Source organism: Blastococcus sp. KM273128, assembly GCF_021698975.1.
In the GTDB taxonomy this organism is placed as follows: Bacteria; Actinomycetota; Actinomycetes; order Mycobacteriales; family Geodermatophilaceae; genus Blastococcus.
This window is the reverse complement of sequence record NZ_SSXA01000049.1, coordinates 13,451-30,021: the sequence shown is the minus strand read 5'-3', so window position 1 is coordinate 30,021 and position 16,571 is coordinate 13,451. Positions and strand designations below refer to the sequence as shown.

14 protein-coding genes, 1 tRNA gene and 1 riboswitch are annotated in these 16,571 nt (G+C 74.8%); of the genes, 5 read left to right on the top strand and 10 right to left on the bottom strand.

Annotated features, from left to right (window positions below; genetic code table 11):
• Positions 1-2,080, top strand: a 2,080-nt coding sequence (locus E9529_RS14480; RefSeq protein WP_236831852.1) for a fibronectin type III domain-containing protein, incomplete at its 5' end; no start/stop codon positions are given.
• Between the two features lie 276 nt (positions 2,081-2,356).
• On the opposite strand, the gene groL is transcribed toward E9529_RS14480, so the two are convergent.
• The 3 genes from groL to thrC all read right to left on the bottom strand — a co-directional run bounded on the left by groL (position 2,357) and on the right by thrC (position 5,911).
• Complete coding sequence (gene groL / locus E9529_RS14475) at positions 2,357-3,985, bottom strand: chaperonin GroEL (RefSeq protein ID WP_236831851.1); 1,629 nt, start codon at positions 3,983-3,985, stop codon at positions 2,357-2,359.
• Between the two features lie 247 nt (positions 3,986-4,232).
• The gene (locus tag E9529_RS14470) at positions 4,233-4,433 is read right to left on the bottom strand and encodes a cold-shock protein (protein ID WP_040337424.1); all 201 of its coding nucleotides are present in this window, start codon (positions 4,431-4,433) and stop codon (positions 4,233-4,235) included.
• Positions 4,434-4,609: 176 nt separating this feature from the next.
• A complete protein-coding gene (gene thrC / locus E9529_RS14465) occupies positions 4,610-5,911 on the bottom strand; it encodes a threonine synthase (protein WP_236831850.1) in 1,302 nt (433 codons plus the stop codon).
• A gap of 12 nt (positions 5,912-5,923) precedes the next feature.
• A riboswitch (SAM riboswitch) is annotated at positions 5,924-6,058 on the bottom strand.
• A 58-nt stretch (positions 6,059-6,116) separates the two neighbouring features.
• Here thrC and E9529_RS14460 point away from each other — a divergent pair.
• Positions 6,117-6,938: an HAD family hydrolase gene (locus E9529_RS14460; RefSeq protein WP_236831849.1), complete on the top strand. Its 822-nt coding sequence runs from the start codon at positions 6,117-6,119 to the stop codon at positions 6,936-6,938.
• 152 nt (positions 6,939-7,090) lie between these two features.
• Here the strand turns inward: E9529_RS14460 and E9529_RS14455 are convergent, their stop codons facing one another.
• The 5 genes from E9529_RS14455 to rarD all read right to left on the bottom strand — a co-directional run bounded on the left by E9529_RS14455 (position 7,091) and on the right by rarD (position 13,709).
• Positions 7,091-7,969: an ABC transporter permease gene (locus E9529_RS14455; protein ID WP_236831848.1), complete on the bottom strand. Its 879-nt coding sequence runs from the start codon at positions 7,967-7,969 to the stop codon at positions 7,091-7,093.
• Positions 7,966-10,839 (bottom strand): alpha/beta fold hydrolase, encoded by a 2,874-nt coding sequence (locus E9529_RS14450; protein WP_236831847.1) that lies wholly within the window; start codon positions 10,837-10,839, stop codon positions 7,966-7,968. The genes E9529_RS14455 and E9529_RS14450 overlap by 4 nt, the downstream gene beginning before the upstream one ends.
• Positions 10,840-10,916: 77 nt before the next feature.
• On the bottom strand, positions 10,917-12,290 hold the full coding sequence (locus E9529_RS22770) for a LytR C-terminal domain-containing protein (RefSeq protein WP_236831846.1): 1,374 nt from the start codon (positions 12,288-12,290) through the stop codon (positions 10,917-10,919).
• Positions 12,291-12,334: 44 nt separating this feature from the next.
• Positions 12,335-12,610 carry a DUF3263 domain-containing protein gene (locus E9529_RS14440; protein ID WP_236831845.1) on the bottom strand — a complete coding sequence of 92 codons (276 nt, stop codon included), beginning with the start codon at positions 12,608-12,610 and terminating at the stop codon, positions 12,335-12,337.
• Between the two features lie 181 nt (positions 12,611-12,791).
• Complete coding sequence (gene rarD / locus E9529_RS14435) at positions 12,792-13,709, bottom strand: EamA family transporter RarD (RefSeq protein ID WP_236831844.1); 918 nt, start codon at positions 13,707-13,709, stop codon at positions 12,792-12,794.
• 65 nt (positions 13,710-13,774) lie between these two features.
• Here rarD and E9529_RS14430 point away from each other — a divergent pair, with 65 nt between their 5' ends.
• A complete protein-coding gene (locus tag E9529_RS14430; protein ID WP_236831843.1) occupies positions 13,775-14,173 on the top strand; it encodes a DUF5313 family protein in 399 nt (132 codons plus the stop codon).
• On the opposite strand, the gene E9529_RS14425 is transcribed toward E9529_RS14430, so the two are convergent.
• Positions 14,173-14,245 (bottom strand) — tRNA-Thr (locus tag E9529_RS14425). The two genes, E9529_RS14430 and E9529_RS14425, sit on opposite strands and share 1 nt — an antisense overlap.
• 154 nt (positions 14,246-14,399) lie before the next feature.
• Here E9529_RS14425 and E9529_RS14420 point away from each other — a divergent pair.
• A complete protein-coding gene (locus E9529_RS14420; RefSeq protein WP_236831842.1) occupies positions 14,400-14,852 on the top strand; it encodes an SRPBCC family protein in 453 nt (150 codons plus the stop codon).
• Positions 14,853-14,896: 44 nt separating this feature from the next.
• On the opposite strand, the gene E9529_RS14415 is transcribed toward E9529_RS14420, so the two are convergent.
• The gene (locus E9529_RS14415; protein WP_236831841.1) at positions 14,897-15,568 is read right to left on the bottom strand and encodes a hypothetical protein; all 672 of its coding nucleotides are present in this window, start codon (positions 15,566-15,568) and stop codon (positions 14,897-14,899) included.
• 144 nt (positions 15,569-15,712) lie between these two features.
• Here E9529_RS14415 and E9529_RS14410 point away from each other — a divergent pair, with 144 nt between their 5' ends.
• Positions 15,713-16,486 carry an ABC transporter permease gene (locus tag E9529_RS14410; RefSeq protein ID WP_236831840.1) on the top strand — a complete coding sequence of 258 codons (774 nt, stop codon included), beginning with the start codon at positions 15,713-15,715 and terminating at the stop codon, positions 16,484-16,486.
• The last annotated feature ends 85 nt before the right edge of the window (positions 16,487-16,571 follow it).

Below are 16,571 nucleotides of genomic sequence, written 5' to 3'. Positions count from 1 at the left end.
CTCCTCCGCGACCGGAGCGCTCCGCACCACCACCAGAGCCCGCCGCGCCGCGATGGCGGGCGGCCTCGCCGTCGTCACCGCCGCGGGGGTCGTGACGACCCTCGCGGGGGTGGCGAGCGCCGGCACCCCGCCGGCCGGGCCGGGAAACATCGAGGTCTTCCCCGACCGCGACATGGTCGCGATCGAGGGCTACACCGCCCAGGCCGGCCAGACGGCGACCCTCACCGTCTCGCGCGGAGGGCAGACCGTCGGCACCGCGACAGGCGTCGTGCCGGCGGACGGCTTCATCGAGTGGAACCACGACTCGGCGTCGTGCTTCACCGACGTCACCCCGGACATCGTGCCCGGCGACCAGGTGTCGGTGAGGTTCAGCGGTTCCCCGCTGGTCGACGGCATGCAGGTGGGCTCCGCGCAGATCACCGAGATCACCGCCAGCGACCCGGCGCCGGGCAGCGTCAACTCGGTCACGATCAAGGGCACCTACGGTTCCGACGTGAGCCTCGACCGGTTGAACATCGAGGTGGTCAACCCGGCCATGCGCGGGCGCGACGCGCCCAGCGCCATCGGCGAGCGGGCCATCGGCTGGAGCCCCAACGAGGTGCCGGACGAGGTCCCGACCGGCTACACGGTCTCGGGCACCGCGGCGAACGGCGAGTTCACCGTGACGTTCGACGACCTGTCGCCGACGGACCAGCAGCTGGTGTTCGAGGGCCAGGCCACGGCGCTGAGCTGGATGGCCGATGCCACCACCGTCGAGCAGCAGCTCGGCCTGACCCTGGCCGAGTACGGGCTGGCCAGCGGTGGTGCCCCCGGCTGCCCGGCCGGCCCGGACGGCGCCAAGCCCCCGGTCAGCGAGTACTCCACGGTCTGGAACGCCGACGGGACCGCGGCCACGGTCACCTGGGCCTCCGCGACTCCGGTGGTCGGTGGCGCAGCGGTCACCGGCTACAGCGTCACCGCCATCGACCAGGGCAACCAGCGGCAGGAGGGCTACCGCGTGGGTGCCGAGACCACCCAGGTGGTCGTGGACGGCCTGACCGGCGGCTCGCTGTACTCCGTCGAGGTCCGCTCGATGGTCGGCAACGAGATGGGCGCTCCCTTCGCCCTGGCCGGGACGGCCTCGCCCGAGCTCCCGGAGGGCGAGACCGACACCACCGCTCCCGTGCTGACCACCGACCCGGTGCTGAACGGGACGACCGCGGTGGTCGCGGCCAACCGGAGCCTGACCCTGTCCGCCGACGAGGGCACCATCTACTACACGGTGGACGGCTCGGCGGTGACCACCGAGGCCGGCGGCAACGTGCCCTCCCCCTCGGCGCTCATCTACCAGGGCCCGATCGCGATCACGGCCGACAACACCCCGGTCGCCATCGCGGTGATCGACGCCGCCGGGAACGCCACGCACGCCTCCGGCGTCGTGTCGCCCCAGCCAGCCGCCGCGGCGGTTGCACCCACGGGGCTGGCGATCACCGGGACCAGTGGCGCCGGGCCTGACCCGGCGGCTCCCCAGGGGCGGGTCGACCTCGCGTGGAACCCGGTGCCCGATGCCACCAGCTACCGGGTGCGGGTCTCCCTCCGGACGGACGCGACGGCGACGACCCCCGTCACGGTCGTGCTCATGCCTGAGTACGACACCGTCGTCACCGGTACCACGGCGCAGGTCACCGGACTACCGAAGAACGCGGACGGCCAGCGGTACACCTTCCGGGTGCAGTCCCGGACGGCGGCCGCCACCCCGTACAGCGCTTTGTCGCTCCCGGTGATTCACCGGGTCGTGGGTGACGACATCGCGATCGGTCTGGCGCAGTTCCGGACCGGCGACGAGTTCCGGATCAGCGGCTCGGGCACCGTGCCCGGGGCGACGATCACGGTGCACCGCACCAACACCGCGGGCACCGGGCCGGCGCTGAACCCGATCGCCGGGTACCCGACGGCCGTCGTCGGTGCGATCGAGGCCCCGGAGAACGTCGGGGCCTGGGACGCCACCGTCGACCCGGCGCCGGCGACCGCACCGACCGAGATCTGGGTCAAGTCGAGCGAGGGGGCGGTCTTCGGACCGTTCCCGGTCGAGGTCCGCTGACCCGTCGCACGACCCGGGGGCCCGTCACCGTTCGGTGGCGGGCCCCCGGCCTGTGCCGGGGTGGCCCTTCTTCGCGGAAGCAGGGCTCGGGAGGGCAGCTCAGGGCCCGTTTCCCCGGAAGTCGGGCTCCGGGACGCACGTCGGGGCTTCCCCGGGAGGCCCCGGAGACGCCGACAGGGGCGGCCCCGCGATGCGGGACCGCCCCTGTGGCGACGTTCTGGAACGGCCCCCTCGCCGGGGCCCGGAGCGTGTTCCGGGAAGCGAGGGGGTCCTTTCTCAGAAGTCCATGCCGCCCATGCCGCCGTCGCCACCGGGCATGGCCGGAGCGGCCTTCTCCGGCTTGTCGGCGATGACGGCCTCGGTGGTGAGGAAGAGCGCCGCGATGGAGGCGGCGTTCTGCAGCGCCGAGCGGGTCACCTTGGCGGGGTCGATGATGCCCGCGCCGACGAGGTCCACGTACTCGCCGGTGGCGGCGTTGAGGCCGTGCCCGGTGTCGAGGTTGCGGACCTTCTCCGCGACGACGCCACCCTCGAGGCCGGCGTTGACGGCGATCTGCTTCAGCGGCGCCTCGAGCGCGACGCGCACGATGTTGGCACCGGTCGCCTCGTCACCCTCGAGCTCGAGCTTCTCGAACGCGACGGCCGTGGCCTGCGCGAGGGCGACGCCACCACCGGCGACGATGCCCTCCTCGACGGCGGCCTTGGCGTTGCGCACCGCGTCCTCGATGCGGTGCTTGCGCTCCTTGAGCTCGACCTCGGTCGCGGCGCCGGCCTTGATGACGGCGACGCCACCGGCCAGCTTGGCCAGGCGCTCCTGCAACTTCTCCCGGTCGTAGTCGGAGTCCGACCGCTCGATCTCGCTGCGGATCTGGTTGACCCGACCCTGGATCTGGTCGGCGTCCCCGGCACCCTCGACGATCGTCGTCTCGTCCTTGGTGACGACGACCTTGCGGGCGCGGCCCAGCAGCGCGACGTCGGCGGTGTCGAGCTTGAGGCCGACCTCCTCGCTGATGACCTGGCCACCGGTGAGGATGGCGATGTCGCCGAGCATGGCCTTGCGGCGGTCACCGAAGCCCGGGGCCTTGACGGCGACGGACTTGAAGGTGCCCCGGATCTTGTTCACGACCAGGGTCGCGAGGGCCTCGCCCTCGACGTCCTCGGCGATGATGGCCAGCGGCTTGCCCGACTGCATGACCTTCTCCAGCAGCGGGAGCAGGTCCTTGACCGAGCTGATCTTGCTGTTGACGACGAGCACGTACGGGTCGTCGAGGACGGCCTCCATGCGCTCGGCGTCGGTCACGAAGTAGGGCGAGATGTAGCCCTTGTCGAAGCGCATGCCCTCGGTGAGCTCGAGCTCGAGGCCGAAGGTGTTGCTCTCCTCGACGGTGATGACACCTTCCTTGCCGACCTTGTCCATCGCCTCGGCGATGAGCTCGCCGATGGCGGGGTCGGCGGCGGAGATCGACGCGGTGGCGGCGATCTGCTCCTTGGTCTCGACGTCCTTGGCCGTGGAGAGCAGGTACTCGCTGACCGAGGCGACGGCCTTCTCGATGCCCTTCTTCAGGGCCATCGGGTTGGCGCCGGCGGCGACGTTGCGCAGCCCCTCGCGGACGAGGGCCTGGGCGAGCACGGTGGCGGTGGTGGTGCCGTCACCCGCGACGTCGTCGGTCTTCTTCGCGACCTCCTTGACGAGCTCGGCCCCGATCTTCTCCCACGGGTCCTCGAGCTCGATCTCCTTGGCGATGCTCACACCGTCGTTGGTGATCGTGGGGGCGCCCCACTTCTTCTCCAGGACGACGTTGCGGCCCTTGGGGCCGAGGGTCACCTTGACGGCGTCGGCGAGGGTGTTCATGCCCCGCTCGAGGCCGCGGCGCGCCTCTTCCTCGAAGGCGATCATCTTGGCCATGTGGTGATGTCCTCCATGCGTTGATCGCTGCACGGCCGGGTGCGGCGCCCGCGACGGACGACACCAGCGGTGCGGGCGCTCCTTCGGCCCGCGCGCCGGTGCCTCACCGACCGACCTGATTGGCACTCAGAGGGTACGAGTGCCAGAAGCGAGTCTGGCACTCGGGGCGGGCGAGTGCAAGGAATGCCGGAGGCCCGGCTCCCCCGCTGGGGGAACCGGGCCTCCGATCGGTGCTGCTGGGTGGTTCTCAGGCGCTGCGGACGGCGTCGGCCTGGGGGCCCTTGGCGCCCTGGACGACCTCGAACTCGACGCGCTGGCCCTCGTCGAGGCTCTTGTACCCGTCCATCTGGATGGCCGAGTAGTGGACGAAGACGTCCTGGCCGCCGTCGACGGCGATGAAGCCGAAGCCCTTCTCGGCGTTGAACCACTTCACGGTGCCCTGTGCCACGTGTGCTCCCACGTTTCGTGCGTGCGGACGGTCCCTCTGGATCGGGGGACCGGGCCTAGCTCTTCCGCCCGCATATCACGAACATGGAACTGGATCCGCGCGAGAAGGTACATGAGCAGCCGCGGGGTGCAAGGGCTTCCCCGCCACCGTGTTGCCGGATCGGGCGACCAGCGGCCTCAGCCGATGAGCCCGGCGGCCCGCACCGACTTCAGCGACGGCTCCACCCGGTGCGTCGGGCCGACGACGGGCTCGAGCGGGTCGAGGGTCTTCAGGCCCTCCCCGGTGTTGAGGACGACGGTCTCCTTGGCCGGGTCCAGCCGGCCGCTCTCGACCAGCTTGCGGAGCACCGCGACGGTCACCCCGCCGGCGGTCTCGGCGAAGACGCCGGTGGTGCGGGCGAGGTCGCGGATGCCCTGGACGATCTCGTCGTCGCCCACCCGCGCGACCGCGCCGCCGGTGCGCCGGATCGCGTCCAGCGCGTAGGGGCCGTCGGCCGGGTTGCCGATGTTGAGCGACTTGGCGATCCCGGTGGGCTTCACCGGCTTCACGACGTCCCAGCCGTTGTCGAAGGCGGTCGCGATCGGGTCGCAGCCGGCCGACTGCGCGCCGAAGATCGTCCACCCGGTGGCCTCGACGATGCCGGCGGCGGCCAGCTCGCGGAAGGCCTTGTCGACCTTGGTCAGCAGCGACCCGGACGCCATGGGGATGACCACCTGGGCCGGGATGCGCCAGCCCAGCTGCTCGGCGATCTCGTAGCCCATCGTCTTGGAGCCCTCGGCGTAGTAGGGCCGCACGTTCTGGTTGACGAAGGCGGTGTCCTCGAACTCGTCGGTCTCGCCGAGCTCGCTGGTCAGCCGGTTGACGTCGTCGTAGGAGCCGTCGACGGCGACCAGCGTCTGCCCGTAGACCGCCGACTGCACCACCTTGCCGGGCTCCAGGTCGCTCGGGATGAACACGAACGAGGGCAGGCCGACGCGGGCGGCGTGCGCGGCCACCGAGTTGGCCAGGTTGCCGGTGGAGGCGGCGGCGATCTTCTTGTAGCCCAGACCCTTGGCGGCGGTCGCGGCGAGGCTGACCACGCGGTCCTTGAAGGAGTGGGTGGGGTTGGCCGAGTCGTCCTTGACCCAGAGCCCGCCGGTGAGGCCGAGCTCGGCGGCGAGGCGGTCGGCGCGGACCAGCGGGGTCATCCCGGGGTCGAGCGAGACGCGGTCGGCCGGGTCCTGGCCGACGGGCAGCAGGGCCACGTACCGCCAGATGTTCTGCGGCCCGGCCTCGATCTGCTCGCGGGTCACGGCCTTCATCAGCTCGGGGTCGTAGTCGACCTCCAGCGGGCCGAAGCACTCGGCGCAGGCGTGCTGGGCGATGAGCCCGAACGTGGCGCCGCAGTTGCGGCAGACCAGCCCGCGCGCGGGACAAGGGGGCACCGGGCCGCCGGCGCTGGAGTCGGCCTGGAGGGATCCGGGAGCGGTGAGGGTCATGCGACGACTACCTCCTCATCTTCCCCGCTGCGGGCCGTCGAGCCGCGCGGGACGGAATTGGCACCTCCCCCCCGTCGCGCTGAGCGCTGCGGGCGGCGGTTGCCGGGGCTTCGTCGGGCCGTGTCCCTCTGCCCCTCTGGATGAGTGAACGGCGTGGACTCTACCCAGTCGCGACGCGCGCCCGGCGGCGGGACAGGATGGGCTGGTGAGCGCGCGCGTCGTCTACACCGATCTCGACGGCACGATGGTGGGCCCGCGGGGCTCCTTCTGGCACACGGCGGGGCGCGAGCTCACCGACGGGCCGGCCGGCGCGCTGCTGGACCTGCACCGCGCCGGGGCGTCCCTGGTGCTGGTCAGCGGCCGCACCTACGAGCAGGTGGTGGAGGCCGCGCGCATCTTCGCCGCCGACGGCGCCATCGCGGAGCTGGGCGCCACGATCGGCTGGGGCTCGGGGCGGAACACCCACCGGCTGCGCGGTGCGCTGCCCGAGGAGTACGGGGACCGCACCCCGATGGACGTCATGGCCGAGCTCGGCGTCGTGGAGGACCTCGTCGCGGCGCTCCCCGGGCAGCTGGAGTGGCACGCGCCCTGGCACGCCACCCACGCCACCGACGCGCTGCTCCGCGGGCGGGTGGACGCGCTCGCCGTGGACGCCTGGCTGGCCGAGCGCGGGGTCGGGTGGCTGACGCTCAAGGACAACGGGGCGATCCCCGCGGCGCCGTGGATGGGGCTGGCCGAGGACGCCGCCCCGCCGCGCGTCTACCACCTGATGCCGCGCGGCATCTCCAAGGGCGCGGCGATCGCCTGGGACCTGGAGCGCCGCGGCCTCTCCCCCGACGACGCCGTGGCGATCGGGGACAGCGTCAGCGACCTGGACATGGCGCCCGCGGTGGGCCGGCTGTGGATCACCGCGAACGGTGCCGCGGTCGACGGCATGGCCGAGGCGCTGGCCGCCCTCCCCAACGCCTCGGTGACCGCCGGCGCCATGGGCGAGGGCTGGGCGCAGGCCGTGCGCGCCTCGCTGTGACACCGCGATCCTCCGGATCGCACCGCGGCCAGGTGCGACGGCATCGTCATCCTCCGGATGACACCGCCGTCAGGTGCCTTCTGCCGTCGCGCTGAGCGAGTCCGATCACGCCTCCGGGACCCCTCCGGGGCCCACTCGGCGCGACAGTGCATCTAGCTGGTCACGTCGCGGCGGGCGAAGTGGCGGAAGCCCAGCGCGGTGAAGACGGCGGCGTAGACCAGGGCCTGCACCACCCCGCGGAACAGGTCGCCGGAGTCCACCGGCGTCTGCAGCAGGTCGGTCCACGCGTAGGCCTCCGCGAGCGGGAACCAGTCGCGGATCGCGCCGAGCTGCTCCACCTCGTCGAGGATCGCGAAGACGACGACCGTGAACACGGCCCCACCGACGGCGGCCAGGGGCGCGTCGGTGATGGTCGAGAACCAGAAGGCCAGCGCCCCGACGGTAAGCAGGTGGACGGCCAGGTAGCCGAGCATCCCGGCCAGCCGGAGCATGCCCTCGCCCTGGTCGATCCCGACGCCGACCGGTGTGGTGATGTCGCCGAAGCCGAACGCGACGCCGCCGGCCACCACCGAGACCACCGCCAGCGTCAGCAGCGCACCGACGGCCTGCACGAACGCAGCGAGCCATTTCTGCCGGAGCAGCCGCGCCCTCGGGACCGGGGTCGCCAGCGCGTACCGCAGCGACCCCCACTGCGCCTCGCTGGCGACGGTGTCGCCGAAGACGAGCGCGTAGACGACGACGAGGAAGAACCCCGTGGTCGCGAACAGCACGAAGAGCGTGAAGTTCAGCCCGCTCGCCGTCGCGACGTCGACCAGGTTGATCCGCGTGTTCTCCGCCGCCTCCTCGTCGGCGCCCAGCTGCAGCGCGGCGATCAGGATCAGCGGCAGCGCGGCCATGAGCGCGAAGACGCCCAGGGTCCGCCGGCGCTTGAACTGCCGGCGCAGCTCGACCGCGAGCCGCAGGGTCCGCTCCGGCCGGTAGCCGGCCACCGCCCCGGTGGGCTGCACGTGCTGCTCGGTGCCCGTCGTCATGACTCCCCCACCAGCGCCAGGAAGGCGTCCTCCAGCCGGCGCCGCGGCGTGAACTGGTCCACGGCGATGCCCGCGGACACCAGCGCCTGCAGCACGTCGGCCCGCCGCGCGTCGTCGAGCTCGGCGACGAGGCCGTCGTCGGTGCGCCCGGCGGTGACGCCCGGCAGGCCCGCGAGGACGGCGACCGCCCGGTCGGTGTCGGCGTCGTCGGCCAGGCCGATCAGCACCGAGCCACCGGCACCGACGATCTCCTCGACGGTGCCTTGGGCGATCTTCTGCCCCCGGGCCATGACGACCACGAGGCTGCAGGTCTGCTCGATCTCGCTCAGCAGGTGGCTGGAGACGATGACCGTGCGGCCGGTGGCGGCGTAGTTGCGCAGCACCTCGCGCATGGCGTGGATCTGCGGCGGGTCCAGCCCGTTGGTCGGCTCGTCGAGCACCAGGAGGTCGGGCAGGCCGAGCATCGCCTGGGCGATGGCGACCCGCTGGCGCATGCCCTGGCTGTACCGGCGCACCGGCCGGTCGATCGCCGCGCCGAGGCCGGCGACCTCGATCGCCTCCTCCATGTGCGCGTCCTCGGCCGGGCGGCCGGTGGCCGCCCAGTAGAGGGTCAGGTTGTCGCGGCCGGAGAGGTGCGGCTGCAGGCCGGTGCCCTCGACGAACGAGCCCAGCCGGGACAGCACGGGGGCACCGGGGCCGGCGGCGTGCCCGAAGATGCTGATCCGCCCGTCGGTGGGCCGGATCAGCCCCATGAGCATGCGCAGCGACGTCGTCTTGCCGGCCCCGTTGGGCCCGAGCAGGCCGAGCACCTGGCCGCGGCGCACCTCGAAGGAGAGGTCGCGGACGGCGACGAAGCCGTCCTTGTAGGCCTTGGTCACGCCGGTGAAGCGCAGCGGGACGTCCTCGCCGTCGGGCTCCACCTGCGAGATCCGCCGGTCGCGGCGGCCGCCCCACCAGCGGGCGGCGAGCCAGCCCAGCAGCCCGAGCCCGGCGAGGACGGCGAGCAGCACCCACCAGCGGGACGTGCCGGCCGGGGCCTCGCTGCGGCCCTCCACCTCGGGGGCGGCCAGCGTCGCCTCGCCCGCGGCGACGCCGTTGGGGGCGACGTCCGAGGCCAGCCCGACCGAGTAGACCGCCGCCTCGTCGGGCAGCGCGAAGGCCTGGTCGGTGGAGGAGACCAGCACGCGCATGGTGTGCCCGGTCTCGAAGCGGTGCACGATGCCCGGGAGCGTGACGCTGACCCGCGTCGGGGCGGTCGGGTCGGTGGAGACGCCGGTGAGCGCGAGCGGCGCCACGAGCCCGCCGGGCAACGTGGTCGCGCCGTCCGGGCCGACGTCGTAGAGCTTGGCGAAGAGGGTGGCGCTGCCGCTGGGCGAGGAGACCGCGAGGTCGATGCTCGAGGCGCCGACGACCTCGACCGGGGCCTCCAGCGGTGCGCTGTCGAAGGCGGCGAACTGGCCGGGGATCTCCGCGGTGGTGCCGCCCAGGGCGGAGGTCAGCGCCCCGAGCCCGGGCAGCGTGGTGAGCGCGGCGGGCGTGCCACCGGCGGGGGTGACGACCGGCTGCACGGGCCCGGAGACGGTCACCGCCCGGCGGGTGGCCGGCTCGGCGCCGTCCAGCCCGGGGTAGACCTCCGCCGCGACGGTCCGGCCGCCGCCCTGCACCCGGCCGACCGTGGCGCCCAGGCCGGTGGGCGCGGGGAACTCGAAGCCCGTGCCGGGGTCCTCGCCCTGCCCTCGCAGGTGCCAGTCGAACCAGCCGGCGACCTGGTCGCGGAGGTCCTCGGCCTGCCCGTCCGACGACGAGGCGTCGTGGCCCCCGGCGAACCAGACCACCTTGACCGGGGTCCCGTCCGCGGCGATCCCACGCGCGTTCGCGTCGGCCTGGCCCAGCCCGAACAGCGAGTCCCGCGTGCCCTGCACCAGCAGCGTCGGCACGTCGATCCGGTCGAGGACGCCGGCCGGGCTGCTGCGGTCGAGCACCGCGGCGACCTCCGGCGTGAGCGTGCCGGTGGAGGCGGCCGCCTGGTAGGCCTCGCACACCTCGAGGCTGAAGCGGCCGCAGGTGAGCAGCAGCTCGGCGGCCTCCGGGTCCGCGGCGGCCTGCTCGAGCAGTTGCTCGGGCAGGCCGGCGGGCAGCGCGGCCCCGCCGCCGGCGCCGGTCCCGCCGCCGAGGGCGTCCAGCAGGCCGCCCGACGCCGAGCCGATGCCGAAGAACAGCCCGGACCACAGCTGCTTGTAGACGCCGGCCGCCTCCGTCTGCGGCACCGCCGCGACCGTGCCGGCGTCGAGGTCACCGGTCTGCGACGGGAAGAGCGACGTGGTCAGCGAGTGCCAGGTGATCTGCGGCGCGATGGCGTCGACCCGCTCGTCGTAGGCCGCGCCGAGCAGGGCGAGCGCCCCGCCGTAGGAGCCGCCGGCCACCCCCACCCGCGGGTCGCCCTCGGCGTCGAGCTCGACCTCCTCGCGCTCGGCCAGCAGGTCGAGCAGCGTGGAGAGGTCGGCGATCTCGTAGCGCGGGTCGTTGAGCCCGATCCGCCCCGTGCTCTCGCCGAACCCGCGGGCCGAGTAGGTGAGGACGACGTACCCGCGGTCGGCCAGGTCCGCCGCGTCGTCGGCGACCGAGCGCTTGCTGCCGCCGAAGCCGTGCGCGAGCACCACGGCGGGCGCGGGCTCGTCGGTGCCGGGGAGGTAGAGGGTGGTGTCGAGCTCGACGGCGTCCTCGCCGGAGCCCGAGGGCACCCGGGCCTCCTCCGTCCGCACCTCGGCGGCGGCCGCCGGGGGCGCGAACGCGAGCAGACCGGCCGGCAGGGCGAGGGCGAGCAGGGCGGCGGCCGCGGCGCGCGCTCCGGGGCGCGGGCGGGGACGCACGAGCCCGCGGAGGGAACGCACGCAGGCCCCAACGGCCGGGGGTCGCCCGGTGTTCCGGGGGGCTGCCCCGGTGCGGGTCAGGGCTGCCAGTTGCCCGTGGCGACGACGACGAGCCCCGGCGCCGGGACGTCGGTCACCTCGAAGAAGCGCGGCGCGGGGCCGGCGAGCTCGGGGAACTGGTCGATCAGCTGCAGCGCGGCCTGGCGCTGCTGCTCGTCGCCCTCGGTAAAGTAGACGGTGGTGGCCGAGACGTCGGTGCCCGGGTAGGCGCCGACACCGGGCGACTCCCAGCCCCCGGCGACGACGGCGCCGGAGATCTTGGCCGCGAGGCCGGTGATGCTCGTGGCGTTGAGGACGGTGACCGGGACCCGAACCGGGGTGGTGATCGCCGGCTCGACGACCACGGGGTTGTCCGGCAGCGGCGGCAGGGCGGCGGTGGGGACGGCGACGGTCGGCACGCTGGCCGGGGTGGGCGCGGTGGCGGCCGCCTCCTCCTTCTCCGGTGCGGTGACGGTGTAGACGCCGAGGACCGCCCCGGCGACGACGGCCATGGCGACCAGGCCCTTGAGCACGCGGCGCGGCTTGCGCTCGGGCTCGTCGTCGAAGAGCACCTCGGGAGTGCCGTTGCGCTTGGCCGCCTTGCGACGGGCGGCGTCGGCGGCCTGCCGCTCGGCGCGGTAGGCGGCGCGGCCGCCCTTGACCTCGGCCGGATCCGGCTCGGGGGCCGCCTCGGCGTCGAGGTCGTACCCGGGCTCGTCGTGGCCGAGGTCGTCGTCCAGGGCCGTCTCCGCCCGGCGGGCGCTGATGTCCCGCTCGGGGATGGCGGTGGTGGCGGGAGACCCGAGCACCGCGGGGACGGGCCGCGAGCGGCCCGTCTCGTCGCTGCGCGAGGGCTTGGTCCAGTCGCCGTAGGAGGACGACGGCGCCCCGGACGGGGTGGTCTGCCGCGGGACGCGAGGGACGCGCGGCACAGGAGCGCTGCGGCCCGTACCGCGGGCCGGGCCGGTGGTCGCCAGCGGCTCGTCGTCGACCAGCAGCGCCGTCGGGCCCGCCAGGGAGGCGGCCGCCGCCTGGGGCACGCCGCGGCGGGGCGCCAGGGCGTCGGCGGCACGGGCCGGTGCGGGCACCTCGCCGAGGACGGCCGGCGCCGGGGCGGGCGAGGGCACCGCCTGGAACGGGGCGGCGCTGGTCAGCGGGCCCGGGATCTCCCGGACGCGCGGGGCGGCCGGGGCGGAGCCGGAACCGGCGCGGGGACCGGCCGGCACGGGGGGCAGCGGCAGCCGGGAGCGGGAGACCTGGTGGCCCACCTCGACGGGGGCGTCGGCCACGACGCCGCGCCGGAGACCGCCGCGGTCGCGCCCGGGAGCGGTCGGGTGGTCGCTCAGGACGGCGCCGTCCGGGCCGTCGGTGCGGCGCCGCCCCGCGGCCGGCGGCACGTGCCCCTGACCCACTCCGTCACTGCCTGACGCCGCGTGCCTGCCCACGGTGAGCGAATCTAATCCATGTCATTCCCGTTGCCCAGGATCTGCGGCGAGCGCGTCCGACGCCGCGCCGTCCGCAGCCGGCGCAGCCGCCGCACCAGCAGCGGGTCGGCCGCCAGCGCCTCGGGCCGCTCGACCAGGGCGTTCAGCGCCTGGTAGTACCGGGTCGGCGTCGTGTCGAACAGGTCGCGGATCGCCGTCTCCTTGGCGCCGGCACGCCGCCACCACTGGCGCTCGAAACCCAGCATCTCGTGCTCGCGCCGCGACAGACCGGCGCCACCGGCCGGCACGGACCTCTCCCCTGACCCCTCGACCCGGGGCGGGGAGACCACGGGGGCTGGGTCGCTGTGCATCGTCGGACCATCTCCTGAGCTGCTCCGCCGGCCGGGCGCTCCCGGCGGCTCGGGCACGACGGTAGCGCCGCCCTCCGACGTTTCCGGCCCACGCGCCGCGGTGCGTCCGGCGGCCCGGTCAGGGGGTGGCGACCACCGCGTCGCGGGCCGCCCGCCGCGCCCCGGCCCGGGCGTGCCGCCACGTGTCGGCGGTGAAGACCGCCAGCGCCACCCAGACGATGACGAAGCCGGCCAGCCGGGCCGGCGGCATGGGCTCGTCGTAGACGAAGACGCCGATCGCCAGCTGCATCAACGGGGTCAGGTACTGCAGCAGGCCCACCGTCGAGAGCGGGATGCGACGGGCCGCCGCGGCGAACAGCAGCAGCGGCACCGCCGTCGCCACCCCGGCGCTCGCCAGCAGCAGGGCGTGGCCGGTGCCGGCGTTGGCGAACGTGCCCGTGCCCCCGGCGTGCAGCACGGCGAGGACCGCACCGGCGGGGATCGCGACCAGCGCCGTCTCCAGGAACAGCCCCGGGGCCGCCTCGATGCGGACGAGCTTCTTCATCAGCCCGTACAGGCCGAAGGAGAGGGCCAGGCCCAGGGCGATCCACGGCGGGCGCCCGTAGTCGACGGTGAGCACCACGACGGCGACGGCGGCGATGCCCACGGCGACCCACTGCAGGGGGCGCAGCCGCTCGGCGAAGACCACCACGCCCAGGAGCACGCTCACCAGCGGGTTGATGAAGTAGCCGAGCGAGGTCTCCACGACCTGCCCGGAGTTGACCCCGTAGACGTAGATCAGCCAGTTGGTCGCGATCAGCACCGCGGCTCCGGCCAGCACGACGAGCGTGCGCGGGCTGGTGACGGCGGCGCGCACGTGCCCCCACCGGCGGACGACGGTGAGCAGCAACCCCACGAACAGCAGCGACCAGAGCACCCGGTGGGCCACGATCTCCAGGCCACCGGCGGGCTCCAGGAGAGGGAAGTACAGCGGGAAGATGCCCCACAGGGCGTAGGCGCCGAGCCCGGAGACCACCCCCAGGCGACGCTCGTCCACGGCGGCACCGTACGCCCGCACCCGGGACCGGCCACGGGCGACCGGATCGGCCTACCGTTCTCGGCGTGAGCACGCAGCGCCCCGGCCCCCTCCGGTGGGTCTGGTACGCGTACGGCGGCGGGCTGCCGCGCGAGCTGGCGCCGTGGGTGCTGGAGGACACCACCTGCAGCACCTGGGTGTGGCGGCAGATGGCGCGGGCGGTCGTGCAGCTGCTGCCCCTGGTCGTCGTATGCCTGCTGCTGGTCCCCGTCCCGCTGGCCTACCGGATCGCCGCGGCCGGCGGCGGGCTGCTGCTGGGCCTGCTGTTCTCGCTGGCCTACATGGTCGAGACCACCGAGCACCGCGTGGTGAAGGCAGGCTACCCGCCGGGGACGGCGGGGCGGCTGCGCGCGGAGCGGGCCGAGCGGGCGCGGCTGGAGCGCCTCTCCCCCTACCGGCGCGACGGCGCGGGAAGCTTCGACTGAGCCGACGAGGGGACTCGAACCCCTAACCGCCCGATTACAAGTCGGGTGCGCTACCAGTTGCGCCACGCCGGCGGGACGTGGGGACAGGTCCCGGGACAAGGATAGGGACACGGCAGGGGCGCGACCGCGCGGCTCGCTTGCCCCTCGATCCCGTCACCCCCCGGTGGCAGGCTCACCGTGCCGCGTCCGCAACGGCCGCGTCGAGGGACCGAGGGAGGGAGCAGCCGTGCAGGAGGTGGAGGTCCACAAGCACGTGGCGGCACCGGTGCAGCGGGTCTGGGAGGTGGCGACCGACCTCTCGGGTTCGCCGCAGGTGCTCCGCGGGGTCGACGCCGTGGAGGTGCTCACCCCGGGGCCCTTCGGCGTCGGGACGCGGTGGCGGGAAACCCGCACGATGATGGGCCGGTCGGCGACCGAGGAGATGGCCGTGACCGGGGTGGAAACGCAGCGCTCCTACCGTGTCGAGGCGGCGAGCCGGGGCGCCCACTACGTCTCGACGTTCGCGTTCAGCCCGTCCGCAGACGGGGGCACGGACCTGACGATGACCTTCGGTGGCCGGCCGACGAGCACCGTGGCGCGGGTCCTCGGCGCGGTCACCGCGCCCCTGGGACGCCGGGCCGTGACCAAGGCGCTGCAGCAGGACCTGGACGACATCGCGGCGGCCGCCGAGCGCACCTGACCCGGCTCGCCCCGGGCCCGGCCACCACCCGGTGACCGCGAGGATCAGGCCGCCTCGGTCTCCGTGCTGGGGTCGGCGTGCGGCGGGGTGCCGCGGACGAAACCGGTCGGGTCGGCGCTGCCCAGGGGCCCGGCCGCCAGCCAGCGGGCGAAGCCGTCCGGGTCGCGGCGCTCCAGCTCGTCGAGCACCTGCGCCCGCCGGGCCACCAGCCGTTGCCGCGCCGCGGGGGCCAGCGGCCGCTGCAGCTCGGCACCCGTGCGCCGCCACTCCTCCCCCAGGGTCGCCGTCGAGGCCCCGTCCACGGCGACCGCGGGCCCGGCCCAGGAACCCGCCGACGGCACGGCGCGCAGCGCAGCCTCGCGCCGGTCGCGCACCCACCTGCGCGCGGCCCAGCCGGCCGCGGCGAGCCCGACCAGCAGCAGCGCCACGGCCCCGCCGGCCAGCACCGCCGTCCCGCTCACCACCAGCAGCGCCCCGATCGTGACCGCCGCCGCCTGGCCGGCCGACTCGAGCACCGACCGGCGCCCCGGCCGCGGCGTCTCGCGCGCCACCCCGGCGGCCACGCAGCCCGCGAGCGCGCCGGAGACGCAGACGGCCACCAGCCCCGGGCCCCGGAGCGCGATGCCGCCGACGACCGCCAGCACGGCCGCGCAGGCCAGGCCGAAGCCGATGAGGAACCGGACGAGAGGACCACGGACGGGCACGGACAGCTCCACGGGCCGACGGGACGGGCTGCGGCCACGGGTGCGCGTCCGGGCCAGGCCTGCCCACTACCCCCGTGGGGCCGACCCTGCACACGGAGTTGCGCGACCGGCACCCCGCTCCACCCGGCGCCCGGCTGACCAGGCAGGATCGGCGCCGTGGGGTCCTCGGTGGTCGACGTCGACCTCCGCCTGGGCGCGGTCCTCGTCGCGCTCACCGCCCTGGCCGCCGTGAGCGGGCGGGTGTCCGGGCTGGGCGAGGACCGGTCGGTGCTCGTCGCGGCGGGGCGCGCCACGGCGCAGCTCGCCGTCGTCTCCGCCCTGCTCCTCGTGGTCGTCCGGTCGCTCTGGCTCTCCGCCGCCTTCGTCCTCCTCATGGTGGCGGTGGCCACCGCCACCGCGACCGGGCGCGCCACCGGCCGGCCGCTGCGCTCGCCCGGCGCCGTCGCCCGGCTGTCGGCCGTGGCCGTCCCGGTGGTGGGTGGCGCCGCTCCCGTCGTCGCCCTCGTGCTGGCCAGCGGCACGGTGCCGCTCCGCGGCGAGGCGGTCATCCCCATCGCCGGCATCCTGATCGGCGGCGCCATGACCGCCACGTCGCTCGCGGGCCGGCGCCTGCGCGAGGAGATCGGGCAGCGGCGCGGCGAGGTCGAGGCCGCGCTCGCCGTCGGGCTGCTCCCCCGCGACGCGGTCCTGCTGATCGGCCGCCCGGTCGCCGGCACCGCGCTCGTGCCGCCGCTGGACCAGACCCGGACGGTCGGGCTGGTCACCCTGCCGGGCGCCTTCGTGGGCGTGCTGCTCGGCGGCGGCAGCCCGCTGGAGGCCGGCGCCGCGCAACTGCTCGTGCTCGTCGGGCTGCTGGCCACCGAGGTGCTGGCCGTCTGGGCGGTCACCGAGCAGGTCGCCCGCGGCCGCCTGCTGCCCGTCCCGCGCTGACCCCGGCGCCCAGGAAGCTCACAGCACCCCTCCAGCGTTGCGCCAGAGGAAGGGCCGACAGTGGGTTCCGACGCAGCGGCCGCAC

Bases quoted from the DNA above. Each gene is read 5' to 3' on its own strand.
- E9529_RS14455 (WP_236831848.1), bottom strand. From the start codon at position 7,969: ATGACGACGGGCACCGAGCAGCACGTGCAGCCCACCGGGGCGGTGGCC.
- thrC (WP_236831850.1), bottom strand. From the start codon at position 5,911: ATGACCCTCACCGCTCCCGGATCCCTCCAGGCCGACTCCAGCGCCGGC.
- groL (WP_236831851.1), bottom strand. From the start codon at position 3,985: ATGGCCAAGATGATCGCCTTCGAGGAAGAGGCGCGCCGCGGCCTCGAG.